Genomic DNA, 19,335 nt, shown 5'->3' with positions numbered 1-19,335 from the left:
CCAGGGCCGCTGTCAAGAACGGTTTTTGTCGAATGGCATGGTTTAAGGCAACGACTGAAAGTAGCGGGTGTAGTGCCGAGGTAGGTGGCAATGTAATGATCGGGAATGCGACGGAAAAGCGACGATGGCTGACGGATATCGTATTTATGGAATTAGGCTATGGTTATAAAGGCGTTTTCAATGGTGGATTGAGCATGCGGTTTTGAGATCCTTGGCCCGGTGAGGTCACAGCGGCTGACATGAAGATTGATTCCGGATTCAAATGCTGTTTTTTAGCAGATCGGAAATCAGTTTTCCATTAATCGTCAATCCTTCAATATTGCATCCGGATATTTCGATACCGCTCAGATCGCAATGGACGAACCTGCTCTTATGCAAATCACAATGTTCGAAAAGGAGCGGCCGCTGTTCTGCCTCCGGGTCGTACATCGGGTGATCGGGCGGGCACATACCTATGTTCTGAAACACCGCCCCGCCCAGCTGTGCGCCTTCGATTTTGAGGTCGCTCAAATTCGCATCCGTAATCGATATATTACTCATGTTCACGTCGTTGAATGTCGAGTCGGACAGCATAACGCAGTGGGCAGTGATGACGGCACATTCGCTGTCGAGCGCAATTTGTTTGATGGTTTCCATGATGGTCGTTTGGTTTTGGCTAATGTAAAGTTAGCTTCCTAACAGCCAGTGTAAAAGGGCCAAATGCGACGAAATTGCGGTGCAATTGTGCCAAAAATCAGGCTTCTATCGTGTGTGATTTTTTTTGTCCCGCTATTTGTCCCGAAAAGCAAAAACGCCGTTCCTGATAACAGAAACAGCGTTTTGTGCCGAAGGCGGGACTCGAACCCGCACAGGATTGCTCCCTCACGCCCCTGAAACGTGCGTGTCTACCAGTTTCACCACTTCGGCTTGAATTGGGTGGGCAAAGATAGCAATCTTGTTTTGGACTTTACAAGCGTTTCGAGTTTCAGACGGTGAAAAAATCTTAAAAATTTAAATTTTGACCCCTTCATACAGCGCCGGAATGTGGATTTTGCGGTATCCGGCCTTTTCCAGCTTCAATTTGAATGCGATTTGCGTCTCGTATTCACCATGCACAAGGAATACCTCCTTTACGCGCTCGGGTTTCTGGCACGAGAGAAATTCCAGCATTTCGTTGTAATCGCCGTGACCGGAGAAGGAATCCATCGTTTCGACGCGGCATTTGACCTCGAACTTCTCGCCGAAGATGTTTACATGCGTGTCCCCACGCTTCAACGCACCTGCGAGGGTGTTCGCAGACGCATAGCCCACGAGCAGGATCGTCGAGTTCGGGTCTCCGATGTTATTTTTGATATGGTGCTTGATGCGCCCCGCTTCGGCCATCCCGGAGGCGGAAATGATGATGCAGGGTTCTTTGTGGTCGTTAAGGGCGATGGATTGCTGCACATCTGAAATATAATTGAGGTACGGAAATGCAAATGCGTCGCCGTCTTTCTCGATGTAATCCAGGATTTCGGGGTTGAAGCATTCGTCGTGTTCCTTCATAATGGCCGTGGCGCGGATCGCGAGCGGACTGTCGATGTAGACGGGGATTTGCGGTAGCTGGCCTGAACTCGAAAGCTGGTCAAGAGCATAAATGAGCTCCTGCGTGCGGTCGATCGCAAAGGCGGGAATAATGAGTTTGCCGCGGCGACGGACGCACGTTTCTTGTACAATGCGCAGCAAATGCGCATGCATATCAATCTCTTTTTCGTGCAGCCGGTCGCCGTAAGTAGATTCGCAGATAATGTAATCGGCTTGTGGGAATTCCTCGGGCTTGCGGAGAATGCGGTCTTCGGGGCGGCCGATGTCGCCGGTAAACGTTACCTGCTTAAAAGTCCCTCCATCTGGAATGCTCAAATGCACGGCGGCGCTGCCGAGCAAATGCGCGGCGTCGGTCAGGATTACCGATACTTCATTGTCTTCACCCAAAAAAAACGTCTGTCCGTAACGCACAGTTTTGAATAGGCTCAATGCATGGGCGGCGTCTTCGGCATTGTAAAGTTCTTCAAGGAGCGGGCGCCCTTGCTTTTTGCGGCGTTTATTGATGCGTTCGAGGTCTTTTTCCTGGATATGGGCGCTGTCGAGCAGCATTACGCGACAAAGATCGGCAGTGGCAGCGGTGCAATAGATTGGCCCTTTGAAACCCTTGCGTACGAGGCGTGGGAGCAGGCCTGAGTGGTCGATGTGCGCGTGGGAAAGGACTACGTAATCGACATCGGCAGGTTTGAAACCGAATTCCTGGTTGAACTCGTCGGTTTGAATGCCCTGAAAAAGCCCGCAGTCAAGTAATATTTTGGTTCCTTTTTCGGTGGTAATGAGGTGCTTGCTTCCGGTAACGGTGCGTGCGGCGCCAAAAAATTGGATCAGCATAAAGGTTTGGATTTAGAACGTTGGTGAAAAGAAGGAGGTCATGCCAGGACGTAGATCGCGTCGAGGTTGCGCCCAATGCCGTCGTAGTCGAGCCCGTAGCCGACTACGAATTTATTTTCGATCTCAAAGCCGACATAGCGCATATCCACGGGGGTTTTCAACGCTTCCGGCTTGTGCAGCAAAGTAGCGATTTCAACGGATTTTGGCGACATCGCCTTCACTTTTGTGATCAGCTGCGACATGGTAAGCCCGGTATCCACAATATCTTCAATAATGATCACATCTCGTCCGGCAATGTTGGCATCCATCCCGATAATCTCCCGCACCATGCCGGACGAGGTCGTTTGAGAATAGGAGGAAAGCCGAATAAAATTGATCTCGCACGCCAGCGAAATGCTCTTGACGAGCTCACTGGCAAAAAGAAATGCGCCGTTCAGTACGATGATGAATACCGGGCACGAATCCGCATAATCGGAATTGATGCCGGCAGCTAACTCAGAAATACGGTTTTCGATCGTTTCGCGCGAAATAAAAGGGACAAATGTTTTATCCAGAATGTTAATCATAATTTTGAAGTACGGATCAAGTTCCAAAAGACGACAAAGCGTTTTCTGGAAACTGGCTGCCGAATGCCGGCAGTCGGTTCGTGGCAAATACTCTGAGGATCAATATTAACTCTTTTTTTAAAAACCGGGCCGCTGACAAACGCAAAATATAAATCCGGCGTTAATAGGACAGATTTACCCTTGCTATGAAAAGCTTAGTTGCTAACACAATCATTTTCTGCTGCTTAACTGTAATTACAAGCCACATTGCAACCGCGCAATTGTATTCTTCGGCCGAACTGGACAAGAAGTATGCGATGGTTCTCCAAAATCCCGGAGTTCAGATCGAGTCGACCGAGGCGATCAATAAGTTGTATAATTACCAGTTTTACGAGGCAGACGCGGAGTTCCGGTGGCTCAAATACCGGTACCCGAAGCACCCTATGCCCCATTTTCTGATGGGTCTGGCCGAATGGTGGAAAATTGTACCGAACACGGAAAACGAAGCCTATGACAAAACCTTCCTTGCGCAAATGGATTCGACCATTACGCTGGCTGAGGAGCTGTATGACGACCAGGAAAATAAAATAGAACCGGCATTCTTTCTCGCTGCCGCATACGCATTCAAAGGCAGGCTCTACGCCGAGCGCGAAAGCTGGGCGAAAGCGGCATTTGCGGGGAAAAAGTCATTGAAGTATTTCGAACAATGCAAGGGTAATGGTGACCTCTCGCCTGAGTTGCTGTTTGGCGACGGGCTGTATAACTATTACGCCGAATGGGTCCCGAAAGAATATCCGATCCTGAAACCGGTCCTGGCACTCTTCCCAAAAGGAAACAAAAGGCTCGGCGAGCAGCAGCTGGAAAAGGTGGGGAACAATGCATTTTACACGCGTGTGGAGGCCCGCTATTTTCTCTTGCAGATTTACAGCATGGAAAACGAGTACAGCAAGGCTTACGAAATGGCTAAATATATGTGGCAAACCTATCCGAACAATCCGTATTTCGAGCGGTATTTTTGCCGGACGGCCTTTGTTACCGGAAAAATGGCGGAAGCGGAGCAAGCGGCACAGAATATTATTACAAAAATTAGTCAGGGAATGCCTGGTTATGAAGGAGTAAGCGGCCGTAATGCCGCTTATGTGCTGGCCTACTACAATATGAACTACCACCGCAATTATGACGCGGCGAGCGAGTATTATAAGAAAGCGATCGATTATTCAACGCAAACCAATTCGATGAATGCCGGCTATTATGTTTCCTCGCTGATCGGATTAGGAAAAATTGCGGAGCAAAAAAAGGATTATGACGAGGCGCTGCGCTACTACAAACTCGCCGATGACCGCGCGGATAAAAAATCCAGCCAGGACAAAGAGGCAAAGGCGGCGATCACGAATTTGAAGAAGATGAAGCGTGAGCAACGAAGAAGGCGGTAGGAGGCGCGTACTTGCTTGATGCTTCGACTTCGCTCAACATGACACTAGTGTCACCCTGAGCGAAGTCGAAGGGCTTTGTGAGATGTTCCTTATTTCTTCAATTCCGCATAATGTTTGAAAAACAACGGAATCGTTTCGATCCCTTTATAGTAATTGAACAACCCGTAGCTCTCGTTCGGCGAATGCAGGGCATCGATATCGAGGCCGAAACCCATCAGGATGCTCTTGCAGCCTAGTTCCTGCTCGAAAAGTGCTACGATCGGGATGCTTCCTCCGCCGCGGGTCGGAATCGGCTTTTTGCCAAATGATTCTTCCATTGCCAGCTCCGCCGCACGGTATTCCACCGAATCTGTTGGCGTCACGTAGGGCAAACCGCCGTGGTGGGGTACTACTTTCACTTTCACAGAAGCCGGTGCGATGGATTCGAAATGCTTTGTGAAGATTTCGCATATTTCGTCGTCGTTCTGGTCGGGTACGAGGCGCATGGAGATTTTGGCGCTTGCTTTGGACGGGAGTACTGTCTTGGCCCCTTCGCCTATGTAGCCGCCCCAGATTCCATTTACGTCCAATGTCGGGCGAACGGATGTTCTTTCGATGGTGGTATAGCCTCTTTCGCCGGCTACGTCGTCGATAGCGAGATCCTTTTTATATTCTTCCAGATCAAACGGCGCGGCATTCAGAGCAGCACGCTCGGAGGTGCTCAGGTCCTGAACTTTGTCGTAGAACCCTGGAATGGTAATGTGGCCGTTTTCGTCTTTTAGTGAGGCGATCATTTCGCATAGCACATTGATAGGGTTGGCGACGCCGCCGCCGTACACGCCGGAATGTAAATCGCGGTTGGCTCCGACTACTTCCACTTCAACATATGTCAGTCCGCGAAGGCCGGTTTCGATCGACGGAACGTCATTTGCAATAATACTCGTGTCGGAAATAAGGATCGTATCGCATCGCAGCATTTCCTTGTGTTTCCGGACAAATGTCCCAAGGTTGGAGGACCCTATTTCTTCTTCCCCTTCAATCATCACCTTCACATTACACGCGAGCGTGCCTGTTGCAAGCATGATTTCGAGGGCTTTAATATGCATATAAAACTGCCCCTTGTCGTCGCAGGCGCCGCGTGCGTAAATGCGGTCGTTTTTGATGATTGGTTCAAACGGGGGAGAGTTCCATAGTTCGTAAGGATCGGCCGGCTGGACATCGTAATGGCCATACACGAGCACGGTAGGCAGGGCAGGATCAACGATCTTTTCGCCGTAGACAACCGGATGGCCCTCGGTTTCATAGATTTCAGCACGGTCGGCACCGGCTTCGGCGATGCGGTCGCGCACATATTCCGCGGCTTTGAGCATGTCGGGCTTGAACTTCGAATCGGCGCTTACCGACGGAATGCGGAGCAGGTCGAGCAGTTCATTTAAAAACCGGTCGCGGTTTTTTTCAATATATTCTTGCATTGAATGGTTGTTTTTAGTCTTAACTGAATCGGCGGTCAAGTTAAAAAAATAACCCCTAAGGTTGTGCCTCAGGGGTTGGGATTAACAGGGTTAGATTACGAATATCAGCTCCGGGCTTTCGATTTAGCGAAGATGTTCACTCGGTTTTCGTTGCCTTTGAGCAATCGGCCAATGTTTTTCTGGTGTGTAAAAACAACGAGGATAAACATCGTAAAGCCAAAAACAACAAGTAGCGGCTCGGGATGCCCGAAGACGCCCATCCACGAAAGTACCGGGAATGCCAACGTCGCGAGGATCGAGCTCAGTGATACGTATTGAGATGCAATTAGTGTCAGAATAAATATAGTAATGCAGACGGACGCAAGCTCGGGGTGAATGGCCAATACCATTCCGAGCAGTGTGGCAATGCCTTTGCCGCCTTTGAAATTCACAAAAATGGGGAAGATGTGACCGATAATAGCGATAATCCCGAAGATGATCTTGTACATCAGGAGTTCGGTCTCACCGATTTCGTTCATGTAGAAAAGCATGGAAGCGAGACAAGTGGCCGTCCAGCCTTTCAGTACGTCGATGAGCATTACAACAGTCCCTGCGCGTTTGCCCAATACCCGAAACGTGTTGGTGGCACCCGCGTTACCGCTGCCGTGTTTCCTGACATCGATTCCAAAGTACCCAATACCGTACCAGACTGAACTTGGGATGGAACCCAGCAAATAAGCAGCAACAATCGCAACTATTAATAAGGCAATACTCATTTTGTACTATTCAATGATAAATTTAAACTACAAAAAGCTTTTCTCAAAAATACGATAGTTGGAGGATTATGCAAGCTATTGTAGTGCAAAACTAGCAGGATCGATACTATTTTTCAAAAATTAGCAGAAACTATTGCAAATACTGGCAATCACATCAGAATCCTTCTGTGGGTTCTGCTTTTTTCTTCTTTTCTTCTGCTTGGGAGGGAGCCGCCTTCTTCTTCGCAGTTTTCACGAGCTTCGCTTTTTTCAGGGCAGGCTGGTAGAAATCGTCGAAGCGGTTAACAAACATTTCCTTCTCTTCAGTTCCAATGCTTACCAGTGTCATGTCCTTGGATTTCACATTTTTAGACTTCGCAACGATCTCATCATTGAAATCGAGTTGTGATGAAACAACGCCCAGCTCACCCGCCTTGTAGTCGAAATAATACCACACATCGGGCGATGCTTCAACATACAGACTAAACTCATCGCCTTCCACACCGCGGCGGAGTTCCAGCACGCCGGTCATTTGTGCATTGATGTTGTTCCTCCCCAAATGCGACACGCCGATGGGCCCCTGCGAGTAGTACGCGTTATGCACGGGCGACCAGTGCAGGTTCACATTCGAAAGCACCATGGGCACATCCAGGGCAGGCGAGGCTTCGAAAATCGGTTTGTAGCCTGCAGCCGTCAGTTTAATGTATGCGTCCGTCGCTTTCGGGCCGATCAGGGCGGATAGCTTTCTGTTCAGTTGATCGGCATCATCGTCGGCGGCAGTGCTGTTTGATTCTGCAAGGTTCGTTTCTACGATTTTTGCCGCTAATGCCGGAGCAATCGGTTCCAATGCCGGCATTTTCATGAGTAGCATTGTGTTGAAACGGAATTTGGAACTATCGACCTGTACTTCCGCGCTGCCGACGGTTTGGAGCCAGTTGGCTTGTATGAGTTTAAATGGTCCTGCGAATGTGGCTAAGCCGGTTTTATCGTCGAAAGACAATGCACTGCCCTCGTCGATAAGGCCGTCGGCGCCTGGCGGCGGGTTCACGCGGAATGCCTTTTTGTCCTCATCGTAGCTGAGGTTGCCCTGGGCCTGGTAAATGTCCTCGTCGCCGTCCGAATCCTTGGGTGACAAGAAGCTCATGTACATGCCTTTGGCTTCATTGTAATGCAAGCCCACAGAAAGCGGGATCTCGTGTTCGTTTTTAAGGTCTTTATTAATCTTAATGGAAACCGATTCGCCCGGAGAATCCTGATACACGATCCACGAACTCTGGAAATCCTTCCGGAACTTGATCACCGGTTTCACGAAACCGTCCAATTTCAGTGACGGCTCGTAAGCTACGAGGTTAATGGCGCCCTTATATTGAATGCGGGGCGATAGGAACAGGTTCTCCGCTTCCTTAATGTCTGCACGGGCAGTCGTGTAATATTTGATGCCCGCCGCAGCCGGTTTATCCTTCGCCTTACGCTTGCCTTCCTCGCCCGCGCCCACTTCCACGAGCTCGAAATTCTGCATTTTAATATTAAATGTGTCCTTCCGCGCGGTAATGTACTGGTAGGTGGCCGAGCCTTCGAAATGGTTGCGGGAATCGATGCGGATGTCGGCGTCGCGCATGCGGTGCGACACGTTCAGGGTGTCGATTTCGATGCGTGCCTTTTTCAACGGAACGATTTTCCCCTTGCTGTCTACGGCTACCATCCCGCCGTCGGGGATGATTTTTACGTCGGCAGTCTGAATGAAAGGTACACCCTTGATGTTCAAAGTCACTTTTGCAATGTCATAAATTGCCTCGGAACCATTGAAAGTCAGTCCTTCCTGATCCGGATCTGTCGAAGTATAGGAAGATGTTTCACCTAAACCCTTCATCAGGATCGTCTTTTTGGCCATGTCCCATTTGGCGCTTCCAATAAGCGTCTGGTACGAAGCGGTAGGGATTTGCATACCAGAAGAATCACTGCCAAAGCCCGATTCGTCGGTCACGAAATTGGCAATGCCGGTTTTAAAGTTGAAATCAACATTGACATTATTACCCGTCAGCAGCTTTTTGGTAGACTTTATATCCCCACTATTGATTGCAAAAGCCGATTTATTGGCCAGGAATCCGTCTTTGTTGAACTTGATATCGGGTGAGGTAAGCTCCGAGTCAGCCCTTTTCAGCTTGCCATTGCCATACAAACCGGTCGAGCGCAACAGCAAACTTCCTTCTAGATTCGTCGTACCCTGGTGGAAGGCGAACGACTTGCCGGTGGTGCTGATAAACATACTATCCGCATTGGGATACCATTTCAACTCATAGTCTTTCAACGCAACGGCTGGAAAATAGCCTTTGCCTATGGTGGCCTCCTTGATGCTCGCCACATCGCCGGTGGCCATGAGTGAGTCGGATGTGAGCAAGATATTTTTGGCATTCATCGATGCCGACAGGTATTTCAATATCGCCTTGGAATGCAAGCCGGTATTGTCCATCGTCAGCGTGTCGGTGAACTTGGCCAATGCTTTTCCTTCATACAGTTTCATGTCGGTAACCGGCGGTTTGTAGTCGAAACCGAGCGAGTTATCGGGCATGCTTTTCAGGATCGTCTGAATGGGTGGGAGAATGCCGTTGGAATTAAATGTGCCATCAAAAATCACGTCTCGCTGATCCAAACCGTCCATATCGATCTTGGGAATCTTGAAAAACACTTCTCGCGGGTAAAGCACCGTTCCTCGTTCAGGCTGGTCGAAGTAGACGATCATACCATCCGGCACGACGAGCCTGGGCGATTTTTTAATGCCTTTCTGAATCCCCGATTTGTTTTTCGGGTCGCTGAGGTAGAAAGTCCCGCCTTTTTCGTACTTCACGTGCCCGCCGACTTCGCCTTTCTGTCCTTTGGCAAACTTATCGCGCGGCGTAAACGTGATCGAATCGGACGGTGCCACGTTCACGAAGAACTGGTTATAATCGAATTTGATGTTCTGGCCCCGGAACTGGTAGTTGGATGCCACCATCTGCCCGTTCAGGGTAAAATTGCGGTTTTTGCCGATAATCACCTTTTTGTCGGATGGAACGGCATATATTTTCAGCGAATCGCTGACGACGAACCTCGAAACGCCGAGTACCGTAAGCAAAGTATCAGGCATGTAAATCGTAGCATTTGCCACCTCATCGTTAGCCGCAAACTGGCCGCTTACCTGGAAATTGTCGTAATCGGCTTTATCCAGGTTGGCGAGCACGTACATGACGCCCTTTTTACTCAGCCCATATTCATCCGTTTCCTTGTTGTAGATGAAATAATCATCCAGGGCGAGCCTTCGTAACGCATTACGGATGATCGTCGGGTTTTGCTTGAACTTCGTAGCCAACTCTTCGGCCAGGAAAGAAGTCTTTTTGGTGGTCTGGACATAATTGGTGGCCATAATCAGCGGCTGGAAGCCAAACTCCTTGTTGATTTCCCTGAAACGTTCTTTTTTGAAATAATCGAACGATTCCAGTCGCACGGGGACTTCTGTTTTGCCGTTGATACGCAAAAACTCTACTTTATCGGTCGGGAAGCGCCAGCGCATGGCTTGCGACCAGATATTCATTTTGTGGTAGGAATCACGGTAAGGGAGCGGGCCGTAATCGGTTTTATCCATCCGGCCGAGCCTTACCAGCCCTTCGTCATCATTATATTTAAATGTAATACCCGGGTGGATCAACGAGTCGGCGCCCAGCGGCATCGAATACAGCGCAAAATTGGCCGTAAAAACAGAATCCTTCAACGCAAAACGCTTACTGCGCGCTGTAAATGCAGGTTTTTCCTGGTATTTAACCTTGATCGTCGAATACTTATCGTTCAAAGCCGAGCTATACCGGTCCAAACCGATGAGCGAATAGCCGCCATTGTAGTCGATATTTTTACGGGTTTCTTTCAGTTTGGCATCAATATCGTTCGAAACAAATCTGGGATACTGTGCAGGCTGGCCCTTAATGCGTTTGACACCCCGGTATTCCACCGTTCCTTTCACCGGCGCCGCCAGATAATTATCCGAATGCAGGGTACTGTTTTCAGCGACCAGTTTGGGATAGTTTATATTAAAAGAATAGGCGTCGAGATCCGCATAAATGCTTGAATCGCCAGCGGTTTGCCAGGTAAGCTTGCCGTTTTTACCCACAAACACACCGTCACGCAACGATACGCTGCCATTCGCGGGCCCAAAAACGACGGAATCACCCCCTGCTACCATAGCAAATGTGGCATTTTCAAGGTCCATCAGTGGCCCGGCTATCACGGGTAGGGGATTGGATTTTGGTGCGATCACGAAATTGGAATCCACTGGCGTATCCCAACCGTCGTTGGCAGCCTGGTTTTCTTTGGCTACGGAAGTGTCGGCCTTTGTATCGAACCTGTATTTGAAATTTCCGCCAAGCAAATAGAGCGTGTTGTAATTGCTCGCGTACAATTTGTTGCTTTCGGTGATCGGCAAGCTGGTTTGAAGGATCTTTTGGAAGGTCTTGGCGTCGTATTTATCACCGGCATCAGCCGCTACGTCCAGGAAACCGTCGAGCTTGTCCGGGGATTTCTTCGCTATTGCCTGCGTGTTCCGGATCAACAGCGCCAGCAATGGGCCTGCTTTCTGCCCTTTTGAAACCTGCGTTTTAACAATCCCGATAAATTTCGCCTGCTGCTGCGCATTAATCCCCGACATCCAGACGCTATCCAGCTGGGCCGTAGCACGGATGAATTGCGGGTTACGGCTGCCATCCATCATCTTGCGGAGCTGCGGCATGAACTGCGCGGGGTCGTCCGATAGTTTGACGCCCTGTGCCGCAGCATTTTTTCCGATAAAAGTCAGCAGGTAAAGCAGTATAACAAAGCGAAATATCTTCATGTTTGGTAGCTTTCAGCTTTCAGCAATAGCTAATGGACTATTTGATTTTTTCAAAAACAACGGTTGCCCACTGGTTGCGCGTATTAGACCTGAGCTTTTTCAGGCCGTTTTCCGCGGCGCATTTTTCAATATCGGCCTGGTCGGTCTCATAAAAGCCGCTGGTCACAAGCCAGCCACCCGGTTCCAGGTGTGCAACGTATGCGGGGATTTCAGCCAGCAGGATATTCCGGTTGATATTCGCCAGAACTCCTCCGAAAATTTTCCCCTCCGGCACATCCTGAATTGTTCCCTGAAACACTTCCGAACTGGCCGGTAGCTCATTCATCGCGAAATTTTCGCGGGTGTTCTCTACGGCCCATTCGTCGATATCGAAGCCCAGCAGATGCGATGCGCCCAATTTGTAGGCCAGAATTGCCAGAATTCCCGTCCCGCAACCCACATCCATGATCGAAAGACGTTCATGGGGCAGGTTAAGTTGCTCGTTCATTACCAACCATGTCGTTTCGTGATGGCCTGTGCCGAAAGACATTTTGGGCTGTATCAGCAAATCATATTTAAAAGAGGGATCGGGCTCATGAAACGTCGCCCGCACGCGCACCTGGCCATTCACCTCGATGGGCTCATAGCTTTTTTCCCATTCCTCGTTCCAGTTTCTTCTTTCTAACGATTTCCAGGTTGCCGCTATTGTCGTTAAATCCAGGTATTTGGCTGTAATTGCGGCGATGGCCTCCTCCTTAAATTCCTCTTCCTGAATGTAGGCGAGCAATCCTTCGTCTGTCTCTACAAACGATTCAAATCCCGCCTCTCCCAGTTCCGCCATCAATATCTCCGAAAATTCGGGATCCACTTTCAAGTCCAGTTCGATGTAATTCATTGTAATTGGTTATTAGTAAAAATTGGAAGTGAAGGTGTTGAAAATTTTCAGGAATGCAAGGACGATTAAGCCCGGTATTTTAAATTTGAATTTAAAATTACCGGTATTAATTGAAGTGAAGAGCAATAAAAATGCCCATTAACGTTGGTCAATGGGCCTGAACTATAAAAAAATGTCCTCTTACGGCTTCCTGCGCTTCGCAGCCAGGTCGTGCGCCGTATCATAATACGAGCGCAAATTCATCCAGTCAAAAACATCTGAGATATTCTCGACGCGGTTGCGCTGCATGATGCGGTCGCGGCGTTGCATGCGAACGAATTTGAAAAGGATATCGGCTAGTTGGTCGGCCGCTTGCGAGAAGGTCTGGGATTTGCGGTTGATGACGTAAATGCCCCTGTTTTCATAATCCCGCATGATTTGCATGATATAGTCGCCGAAGCCCGAAAGGTCGCTGGTGACGGTAGGAACGCCCCGTACTACGCATTCAAGCGGCGTGTAGCCCCAGGGTTCGTAATAGCTCGGGAAGACGCCCAAATGGCAGCCTCGTACGAACTGCCCGTAGTCCAGGCCGAACAGCGGGTTGGTCGATGCGATGAAATCGGGGTGGTAAACGATTTTGACACGGTCGCGCTCGTTGTTGACCAGGTTTGCGCGTTTGCAGAAGTCGGTAATGCCGTCTTCCTGTTTGAGATCGTGCGTTACAAATGCGGGAAGGTTATCGGTTTTCCAGCTCTGGATGGTCCTTCTGAGACGGAGCCGCCAGTACTCATCCACAAATTGGTTCAGGTCGGGCATTTTGTGATCGGCGCCGGATGCGGTGGCGAGGAAAAGCTTTTCGCCGACTTCTTTCTCAATGGCGGTACAAGTTTCCTGCAACTCATTTAGCACCGCACGCGATTGCAAAACATCCGGGTTTACCGATGTATATGGTTGTTTGGTGACGATAAACATCACCACGGTCATATCCATATTTGCCTGCACCATTTTCCAGTTCAGGCGGGCAAGGGCTTCCAGCGTGAGGTCGTAACCCTTGTTGCTGTATTCGTAACGACCCGATGTGAAGAAATAGAGTGTTTTATCCAGATCGAAGGAATAGCTGGGAAAGAAATGCCCCATTACAAACTCGTGGATACGTTCCTTATGCTTCAAATGCAGGTTCTGAAACTCATGCACTGCCTGGAAGCGCACTACATTGAGCCCGTTCGGCGTAACGAGGTCGGGCATGCGGCCGAGGAACACCTCGCATTCGCGGGCGGTCACATCACTCACGGTCGTGAGCACATGCGCGCTGAGCGCGGCCTGGCGCTCGATGGAGCACTGTGCCAGGATACCATAGTTCTTGGCCTCCTGTTCCCAGTCGAAGAATGGGAGTTTGTTATAAAAACCAGAGACATTCTGTGCCAGGTAACGACCGAGCATGGTGGCGTGGGTAGTAAACGTCGTCGCGATCTTGACGTTCTCGCGTTTCAGCTCCGGCAGCCCGCTGCTGGCCATCCATTCGTGGAACTGCGCGAAAATCTCTTCGCGTTTGGCATTCTCATCGGCATATTCTTTCAGGAACATACGTACCAGCTCGCCAAAACAAAGTGTTTGATTGACAAGATGTTCGACGTTGATCGTCGGAATGCGGTTCTTTTCCCAGAGGTTAAATTTGATGGCATCGAGCTGCCCCATAATGCTGTCGACATCGAACAGCACGACCCGGGGCTTGCCAGTTACAAGCCAATAGCCGTAATAAACCGTGAAGCCCATTTCCCGCATTCGTTTAACGATCCGGCCCGCGGGCGAATCGTCAAGGTCGTGAATCTGCTCAAATTCGGAAGACGCTTTCTTTTCGAAATAAGGTCCCAGCAAAAAGTAGTTCTCCTCCCATTTCTCGACCATGGCAGGCACTTTGGTCCTTATTACAGTATATATCCCTCCAACTTGATTACAAACCTCCCATGCAACTTCGAACAGGACGTTTTTCTTAGTGGTTTTGACAAATGGTTCCAATCAGGGTACAGTTTAAGCGTTACTAGGGTATTTAAAGGGATTATGCTTCCGGTTATGTCACAAAAATCCTTGTTATTACACAATAAATATGCAGAAAAATAATTCAGAATAACAATACTTGAATTTTTGTTTACTTAGCCGAAAAGCCGGTTTAAAACATCATTCCAGCGATAAAATATAACTAAGTCAAGAAAAGGCCCGTGCTGCCAATTTTCATATGCCGATCCAAATCAAAGCGTTATTGCTCGAAATTAAGACGGTTGTCGGCTAACTTTGTTCCAAAATACGTTACTTTGGTTGGATTAACATTTTGCATTGGTTAGATAGTGAAAAAAATTAAAATTGTTGCGCTTTCCTTTATTGTTATCATGTTTTTACTGGAAAGTTGCATGGCTCAGAGCGCGGAAACGGAGAATAATCTGCCCCCGAAGCGAGAATTTAGAGCGGTCTGGATTGCCACTGTCGACAATATTGATTGGCCAAGCAGCAAAAACCTCCTTCCGGAAGAGCAACAGGAGGAGTTCTCCAGTCTGCTCGATTTTCACAAACGTGTTGGGATGAATGCGGTGTTCGTGCAGGTGCGCGCGGCGGGAGATGCATTCTATGCCAAAAGCCCCGAACCGTGGTCGGAGTGGCTTACAGGCGTGCAGGGCCGGAAACCCGACCCGATGTGGGACCCGCTCGATTTCATGATTGCCGAGGCGCACAAGCGTGGACTCGAATTTCATGCGTGGCTGAACCTCAACCGCCTGGTGCATAAATCTTCCAAAAGCGTTTCCGCCGAGAATATAAGCAGGCTTCATCCGGAGTGGATTTTAACTTATGATGGTTATAAACTCTTCGATTTCGGTATTCCAGAAGTCCGGAAGTTTATTACCGATATGACGGTCAATGTCGCAAAGAACTATGATGTCGATGGTATCCATTTCGACGACTATTTTTACCCTTATGCTACGCCCGGCCAGGTGATCCAGGATGATGCGACATTCCGTAAGTATTCCGACGGCTACACGAATAAAGCCGACTGGCGCCGTCATAATGTGGATTTATTGGTAAAGCAGATCCACGAAGCACTCGAAGCACTGAATCCGCGGCTTAAATTCGGGATCAGCCCGTTCGGGGTATGGCGTAATAAGGATCGCGATGCGGAAGGTTCCAAGACATTCGGAGCGCTGGCATCCTACGACGATCTTTTTGCAGACAGCCGCCGCTGGGTGAAGGAAGGCTGGATCGATTACATTGCGCCGCAGGTTTATTTCTCCTCCGGTTTCAACAGGGTTCCTTACAAGAATCTGGTCGATTGGTGGACCGAGAATCGTTTTGACAGACATTTATATATAGGTATGGGCGCTTACCGCGTCGGGTATAAGGACAAGGACTCGCATTGGTCGAATCCTGCTGAAATACCTAACCAGGTCCGCTATTTCCGTGACAGCGAGGCAGATGGCTCTATTTTTTTTAGTTCAAGATCGTTAAGGGCCAATAGTCTGGGTTTTGTGGATTCGTTGAGAAGGGATCTTTTCAAGTATCCTGCATTGATCCCCACTATGCCGTGGAAGGACCGCGTTCCACCCTTGTCTCCCAAAAGCCTCAAGGCGACATTGCTTTCCCGCGGGATAGAGCTGACCTGGGAGCAGCCGGACGCTGCCGCCGACGGCGACAAAGCGTGGTATTACGTCATTTACCGCTTCCCTCCCGAGGAGAAGGCCACCGCCCACGACCCGCGCCGTATTCTGGGAATGTGCTACGAAGGCGAAAAATTCGTGGATATGACCGCTGAGTCGGGCAAAAGATATGTATATTATGTTACGGCTGTGGATCGCCTGCACAATGAGAGTCGTCCTATCGGGCCGTTGCGCGTGGAAGTACACGATCAGAAGCTAGTCAGGTTTTAGGTATGAGCAACGCTATTCAATACGAATATAAACCCGGGCATTTCATTGCCTCGGCGCCTACGAAATACAACTCCGAAGATCTTCGTACTGAGGAAATGGTGCTCAATATGGGCCCGCAACACCCGTCGACGCACGGCGTATTGCGCCTCGAAGTGGTGACCGATGGCGAGGTGGTGATCGATGTGGTGCCGCATCTGGGGTATCTGCACCGCTGTTTCGAGAAACATGCGGAATCGTTGCCATTCAACCAGATCATCCCTTATGTAGATCGCATGGATTACGTGGCGGCGATGAACTCGGAGCATGCCTATGTGATGGGTGTAGAAAGAATGCTGGGCATTGAAAACGAAATTCCCAAACGAATCGAATACATCCGTGTCGTGGTTGCGGAGCTTAACAGGCTCGCTTCCCACTTCGTCGCGCTGGGTACATACGCAATGGACATAGGTGCATATACGCCGTTCCTGTGGATGATGCGCGACCGCGAGCAAATCCTACGCCTGCTCGAATGGACCTGCGGCGCGCGGATGTTGTACAATTACATTTGGATCGGAGGTTTGTTCTACGACCTGCCGGTTGGTTTTGAAGAGCGGTGCGGCGAGTTTATGAAATACCTGAAACCAAAGCTCGTCGAATTGCAGCAATTGGTGGTGGATAACAAGATATTTATTCAAAGAACCGCGAATGTGGGCGTGCTGCCATTGGACGTTGCCATTAACTATGGCTGCACGGGACCAATGCTCCGTGGTTCGGGTTTGAGATATGATTTAAGAAAAGTGGATGGCTACTCGGTTTATCCTGAACTGGATTTTGAAGTACCTATCGGCGAAGGAAAACTTGGGAAAACAGGTGATTGCTGGGACCGTACCTGGGTACGCGTAGTGGAATGCTGGGAATCGGTGAAAATGATCGAGCAATGCCTGGTGCAGTTGCAGGGAGACCATAAAAGGACCCGCGATTTTGACCCGCAGGCCGTTGTTCCGAAGAAAATCCGGCCGAAAGCGATGGATTTCTATGTGCGTGCTGAAAACCCTAAAGGAGAACTGGGCTTCTATTTCCGTACCGACGGCCGCTCGGATATTCCTGTTCGCTGCAAGGCGCGTGCTTGTTCTTTTAATAACCTTTCGGTAATCGGGGAAATTTCAAAAGGGGCATTACTCGCTGATTTGGTTGCTGTTATTGGTTCCATCGATGTGGTAATGGGAGAGGTCGACAGATAACATAGAGTAGTATATAAATGAAAAGAGCCGCTCGAAGCGGCTCTTTTCATTTTATCAAACTTTTTAAGCTTCCGCAGCTACACCTACCAGGTCGTGTTTCGCCAAAAACTCAGCGATCTGAACTGCATTGGTGGCAGCGCCTTTACGCAAGTTGTCGGCTACGATCCACAGGTTCAGTGTTTTTGGCTGAGATTCATCGCGACGGATGCGGCCTACGAAAGTTTCGTCTTTGCCGTGCGCTGTCAAAGGCATTGGGTACAATGCATTTTTCGGATCGTCCTGCACGATTACGCCTTCGGTTTCAGCCAGGATCTGACGCACTTCGTCGAGGTCGTATTCATTTTCGAATTCGATGTTAACAGCCTCGGAGTGACCACCGATCGTCGGGATACGAACGGTGGTTGCGGTTACCGCAATGCTGTCGTCGCTCATGATCTTCTTCGTCTCGTTTGTCATCTTCATTTCCTCTTTGGTATAACCATTATCGAGGAATACGTCGATGTGCGGAAGCACGTTCAGGTCGATCTGGTGCGGGTACACTTTGCCTTTGCTGTGGTCGCCGGCGCGCTCCGAGAACAATTGGTCCACGGCAGCCTTACCGGTCCCTGTTACCGATTGGTAAGTGGAAACAACCACACGCTTAATTTTATATTTTTTGTGCAGGGGGTTCAGCACTACCACCATTTGAATGGTAGAGCAGTTCGGGTTTGCAATGATTTTGTCTTCTTTCGTCAATTCGACCGCATTGATTTCGGGAACAACCAGCTTTTTGGTGGGGTCCATACGCCAAGCAGAAGAGTTATCTACCACGGTAATGCCTGCTTCCGCAAATTTAGGTGCAAGGGCAAGAGAAGTGCTACCACCAGCCGAGAAGATCGCAATCTCAGGCTTGGCAGCAATCGCATCCTCGAAGCCGATCACCTTTATCTGTTTACCCTTGAATGTAACTTCCTTACCAACAGACCTTTCAGATGCGACGGCTAATAGCTCCGTCACCGGGAAATTACGCTCTTCGAGCACTTTAAGGATTTCGCCGCCCACCAGACCGGTAGCGCCTACTACTGCGATTTTCATTCTTGCATTAAGATTAAAAATGGATAGAATATGATTTACTCTTTGCAAATGGCGCACGCCGCCCCGCGAAAAGTGCCGCAAATTTACGCAGTTTTTTAGAATGATAGGAAAATTTGCCTGTTTAATGCATTAAAATTCAGGAAGGAACGTCCATAGCCCACATTTCAGACTAGTTTACTAGGCTTTTAAACTTTTGAAATCATACAGCCTTTCGGGAGTAATACACATGTCGAGCGGAATATCAAATTCATTGGTATCCTCTATTTCATACACTTCTTCGAATAGCGAAAGGCCCATTTTGATACAATCGGGCCGGGTTTGGGGCAAAAAACGGTCATAATAGCCTCCACCGTAGCCCACACGGTAACCTTTGCGGTCGAACGCAAGAAGCGGGACGAGCACGATGTCAATTTCTTCCGTTGAAATTTTCTCTGAGGTCAGTGGGTCAGGCTCGGGGATTCGCCATTGATTTATGACCAGATGGGTGAAGGGAGTTATCAGGAAATGCTCCATTTCGCGTGTACCGGGTACGATGTAAGGAGCGGCAATTCGCATTGTCGGGAATGAAATCCGGAATGACTCGATAATGTAGGACGTGTGGATTTCCCGTGACCCGAGTTGCGGAAGAAAGGTATGAAGGGTCTTAAAATGATTGATCAGAACAAATTTTTCAAGATTCTGCGCGATCAGGGCATTTTTTTCGATCAGCCAGCGCTCGTCAGCCTCTTTTCTTTTTTGTAAAAATTCCTTTCGCAACGCAGCCTTTTTCATCGGGTACTCTGGTCTTTTTGGGGATGTAATCGGAGGAAATTTCGCCTTTTTATTCTATTGTTCGTACTTTCACGGTCTGATTTCAAAATCTTTAACT

14 protein-coding genes and 1 tRNA gene are annotated in these 19,335 nt (G+C 49.1%); 4 read left to right on the top strand and 11 right to left on the bottom strand.

Features of this window, described 5'->3' with window-relative positions; genetic code table 11:
- The first annotated feature begins 32 nt into the window (after positions 1–32).
- Positions 33–206: a hypothetical protein gene (locus ACTJJJ_RS28040; protein WP_188938768.1), complete on the top strand. Its 174-nt coding sequence runs from the start codon at positions 33–35 to the stop codon at positions 204–206.
- Between the two features lie 52 nt (positions 207–258).
- Here the strand turns inward: ACTJJJ_RS28040 and ACTJJJ_RS28035 are convergent, their stop codons facing one another.
- From ACTJJJ_RS28035 to hpt, 4 genes are all read right to left on the bottom strand, one after another.
- Positions 259–636: a pentapeptide repeat-containing protein gene (locus ACTJJJ_RS28035; protein WP_188938767.1), complete on the bottom strand. Its 378-nt coding sequence runs from the start codon at positions 634–636 to the stop codon at positions 259–261.
- Positions 637–822: 186 nt separating this feature from the next.
- Positions 823–906 (bottom strand) — tRNA-Leu (locus ACTJJJ_RS28030).
- Between the two features lie 84 nt (positions 907–990).
- Positions 991–2,391 (bottom strand): MBL fold metallo-hydrolase RNA specificity domain-containing protein, encoded by a 1,401-nt coding sequence (locus ACTJJJ_RS28025; RefSeq protein WP_188938766.1) that lies wholly within the window; start codon positions 2,389–2,391, stop codon positions 991–993.
- Between the two features lie 38 nt (positions 2,392–2,429).
- Positions 2,430–2,957 (bottom strand): hypoxanthine phosphoribosyltransferase, encoded by a 528-nt coding sequence (hpt, locus tag ACTJJJ_RS28020; RefSeq protein ID WP_188938765.1) that lies wholly within the window; start codon positions 2,955–2,957, stop codon positions 2,430–2,432.
- A 185-nt stretch (positions 2,958–3,142) separates the two neighbouring features.
- Between hpt and ACTJJJ_RS28015 the strand changes: the two genes are divergently transcribed.
- Entirely contained in the window at positions 3,143–4,369 is a 1,227-nt protein-coding gene (locus tag ACTJJJ_RS28015; protein WP_440703681.1) for a tetratricopeptide repeat protein, read from the top strand.
- A gap of 89 nt (positions 4,370–4,458) precedes the next feature.
- Here the strand turns inward: ACTJJJ_RS28015 and ACTJJJ_RS28010 are convergent, their stop codons facing one another.
- The 5 genes from ACTJJJ_RS28010 to ACTJJJ_RS27990 form a co-directional block, all read right to left on the bottom strand.
- Positions 4,459–5,859, bottom strand: coding sequence for a dipeptidase (locus ACTJJJ_RS28010; RefSeq protein WP_440703680.1), 1,401 nt, complete (start codon positions 5,857–5,859; stop codon positions 4,459–4,461).
- A 65-nt stretch (positions 5,860–5,924) separates the two neighbouring features.
- A complete protein-coding gene (gene plsY, locus ACTJJJ_RS28005; protein ID WP_188938762.1) occupies positions 5,925–6,575 on the bottom strand; it encodes a glycerol-3-phosphate 1-O-acyltransferase PlsY in 651 nt (216 codons plus the stop codon).
- Positions 6,576–6,729: 154 nt separating this feature from the next.
- Entirely contained in the window at positions 6,730–11,409 is a 4,680-nt protein-coding gene (locus tag ACTJJJ_RS28000; protein ID WP_440703679.1) for a hypothetical protein, read from the bottom strand.
- Between the two features lie 37 nt (positions 11,410–11,446).
- The gene (gene prmA, locus ACTJJJ_RS27995; RefSeq protein WP_188938760.1) at positions 11,447–12,283 is read right to left on the bottom strand and encodes a 50S ribosomal protein L11 methyltransferase; all 837 of its coding nucleotides are present in this window, start codon (positions 12,281–12,283) and stop codon (positions 11,447–11,449) included.
- Positions 12,284–12,463: 180 nt separating this feature from the next.
- Positions 12,464–14,278 carry a glycosyltransferase gene (locus ACTJJJ_RS27990; RefSeq protein ID WP_188938759.1) on the bottom strand — a complete coding sequence of 605 codons (1,815 nt, stop codon included), beginning with the start codon at positions 14,276–14,278 and terminating at the stop codon, positions 12,464–12,466.
- A gap of 389 nt (positions 14,279–14,667) precedes the next feature.
- Between ACTJJJ_RS27990 and ACTJJJ_RS27985 the strand changes: the two genes are divergently transcribed.
- Together ACTJJJ_RS27985 and ACTJJJ_RS27980 are read left to right on the top strand one after the other, a co-directional pair.
- Positions 14,668–16,173 (top strand): glycoside hydrolase family 10 protein, encoded by a 1,506-nt coding sequence (locus ACTJJJ_RS27985; RefSeq protein WP_229223320.1) that lies wholly within the window; start codon positions 14,668–14,670, stop codon positions 16,171–16,173.
- Positions 16,174–16,175: 2 nt separating this feature from the next.
- On the top strand, positions 16,176–17,393 hold the full coding sequence (locus tag ACTJJJ_RS27980; protein WP_440703678.1) for an NADH-quinone oxidoreductase subunit D: 1,218 nt from the start codon (positions 16,176–16,178) through the stop codon (positions 17,391–17,393).
- A gap of 63 nt (positions 17,394–17,456) precedes the next feature.
- Here ACTJJJ_RS27980 and ACTJJJ_RS27975 read toward each other — a convergent pair whose 3' ends face one another.
- Together ACTJJJ_RS27975 and ACTJJJ_RS27970 are read right to left on the bottom strand one after the other, a co-directional pair.
- Positions 17,457–18,467, bottom strand: a complete 1,011-nt coding sequence (locus ACTJJJ_RS27975; protein WP_188938756.1) for an aspartate-semialdehyde dehydrogenase — start codon at positions 18,465–18,467, stop codon at positions 17,457–17,459.
- Positions 18,468–18,644: 177 nt separating this feature from the next.
- Positions 18,645–19,238: a 5-formyltetrahydrofolate cyclo-ligase gene (locus ACTJJJ_RS27970; RefSeq protein ID WP_440703677.1), complete on the bottom strand. Its 594-nt coding sequence runs from the start codon at positions 19,236–19,238 to the stop codon at positions 18,645–18,647.
- Positions 19,239–19,335: the final 97 nt, after the last annotated feature.

Source organism: Dyadobacter sp. 22481 (assembly GCF_052044875.1).
GTDB classification, from domain to species: Bacteria; Bacteroidota; Bacteroidia; order Cytophagales; family Spirosomataceae; genus Dyadobacter; species Dyadobacter endophyticus.
Note: the sequence above shows the minus strand (reverse complement) of the source record. Positions and strands in the feature narration are given on the sequence as shown.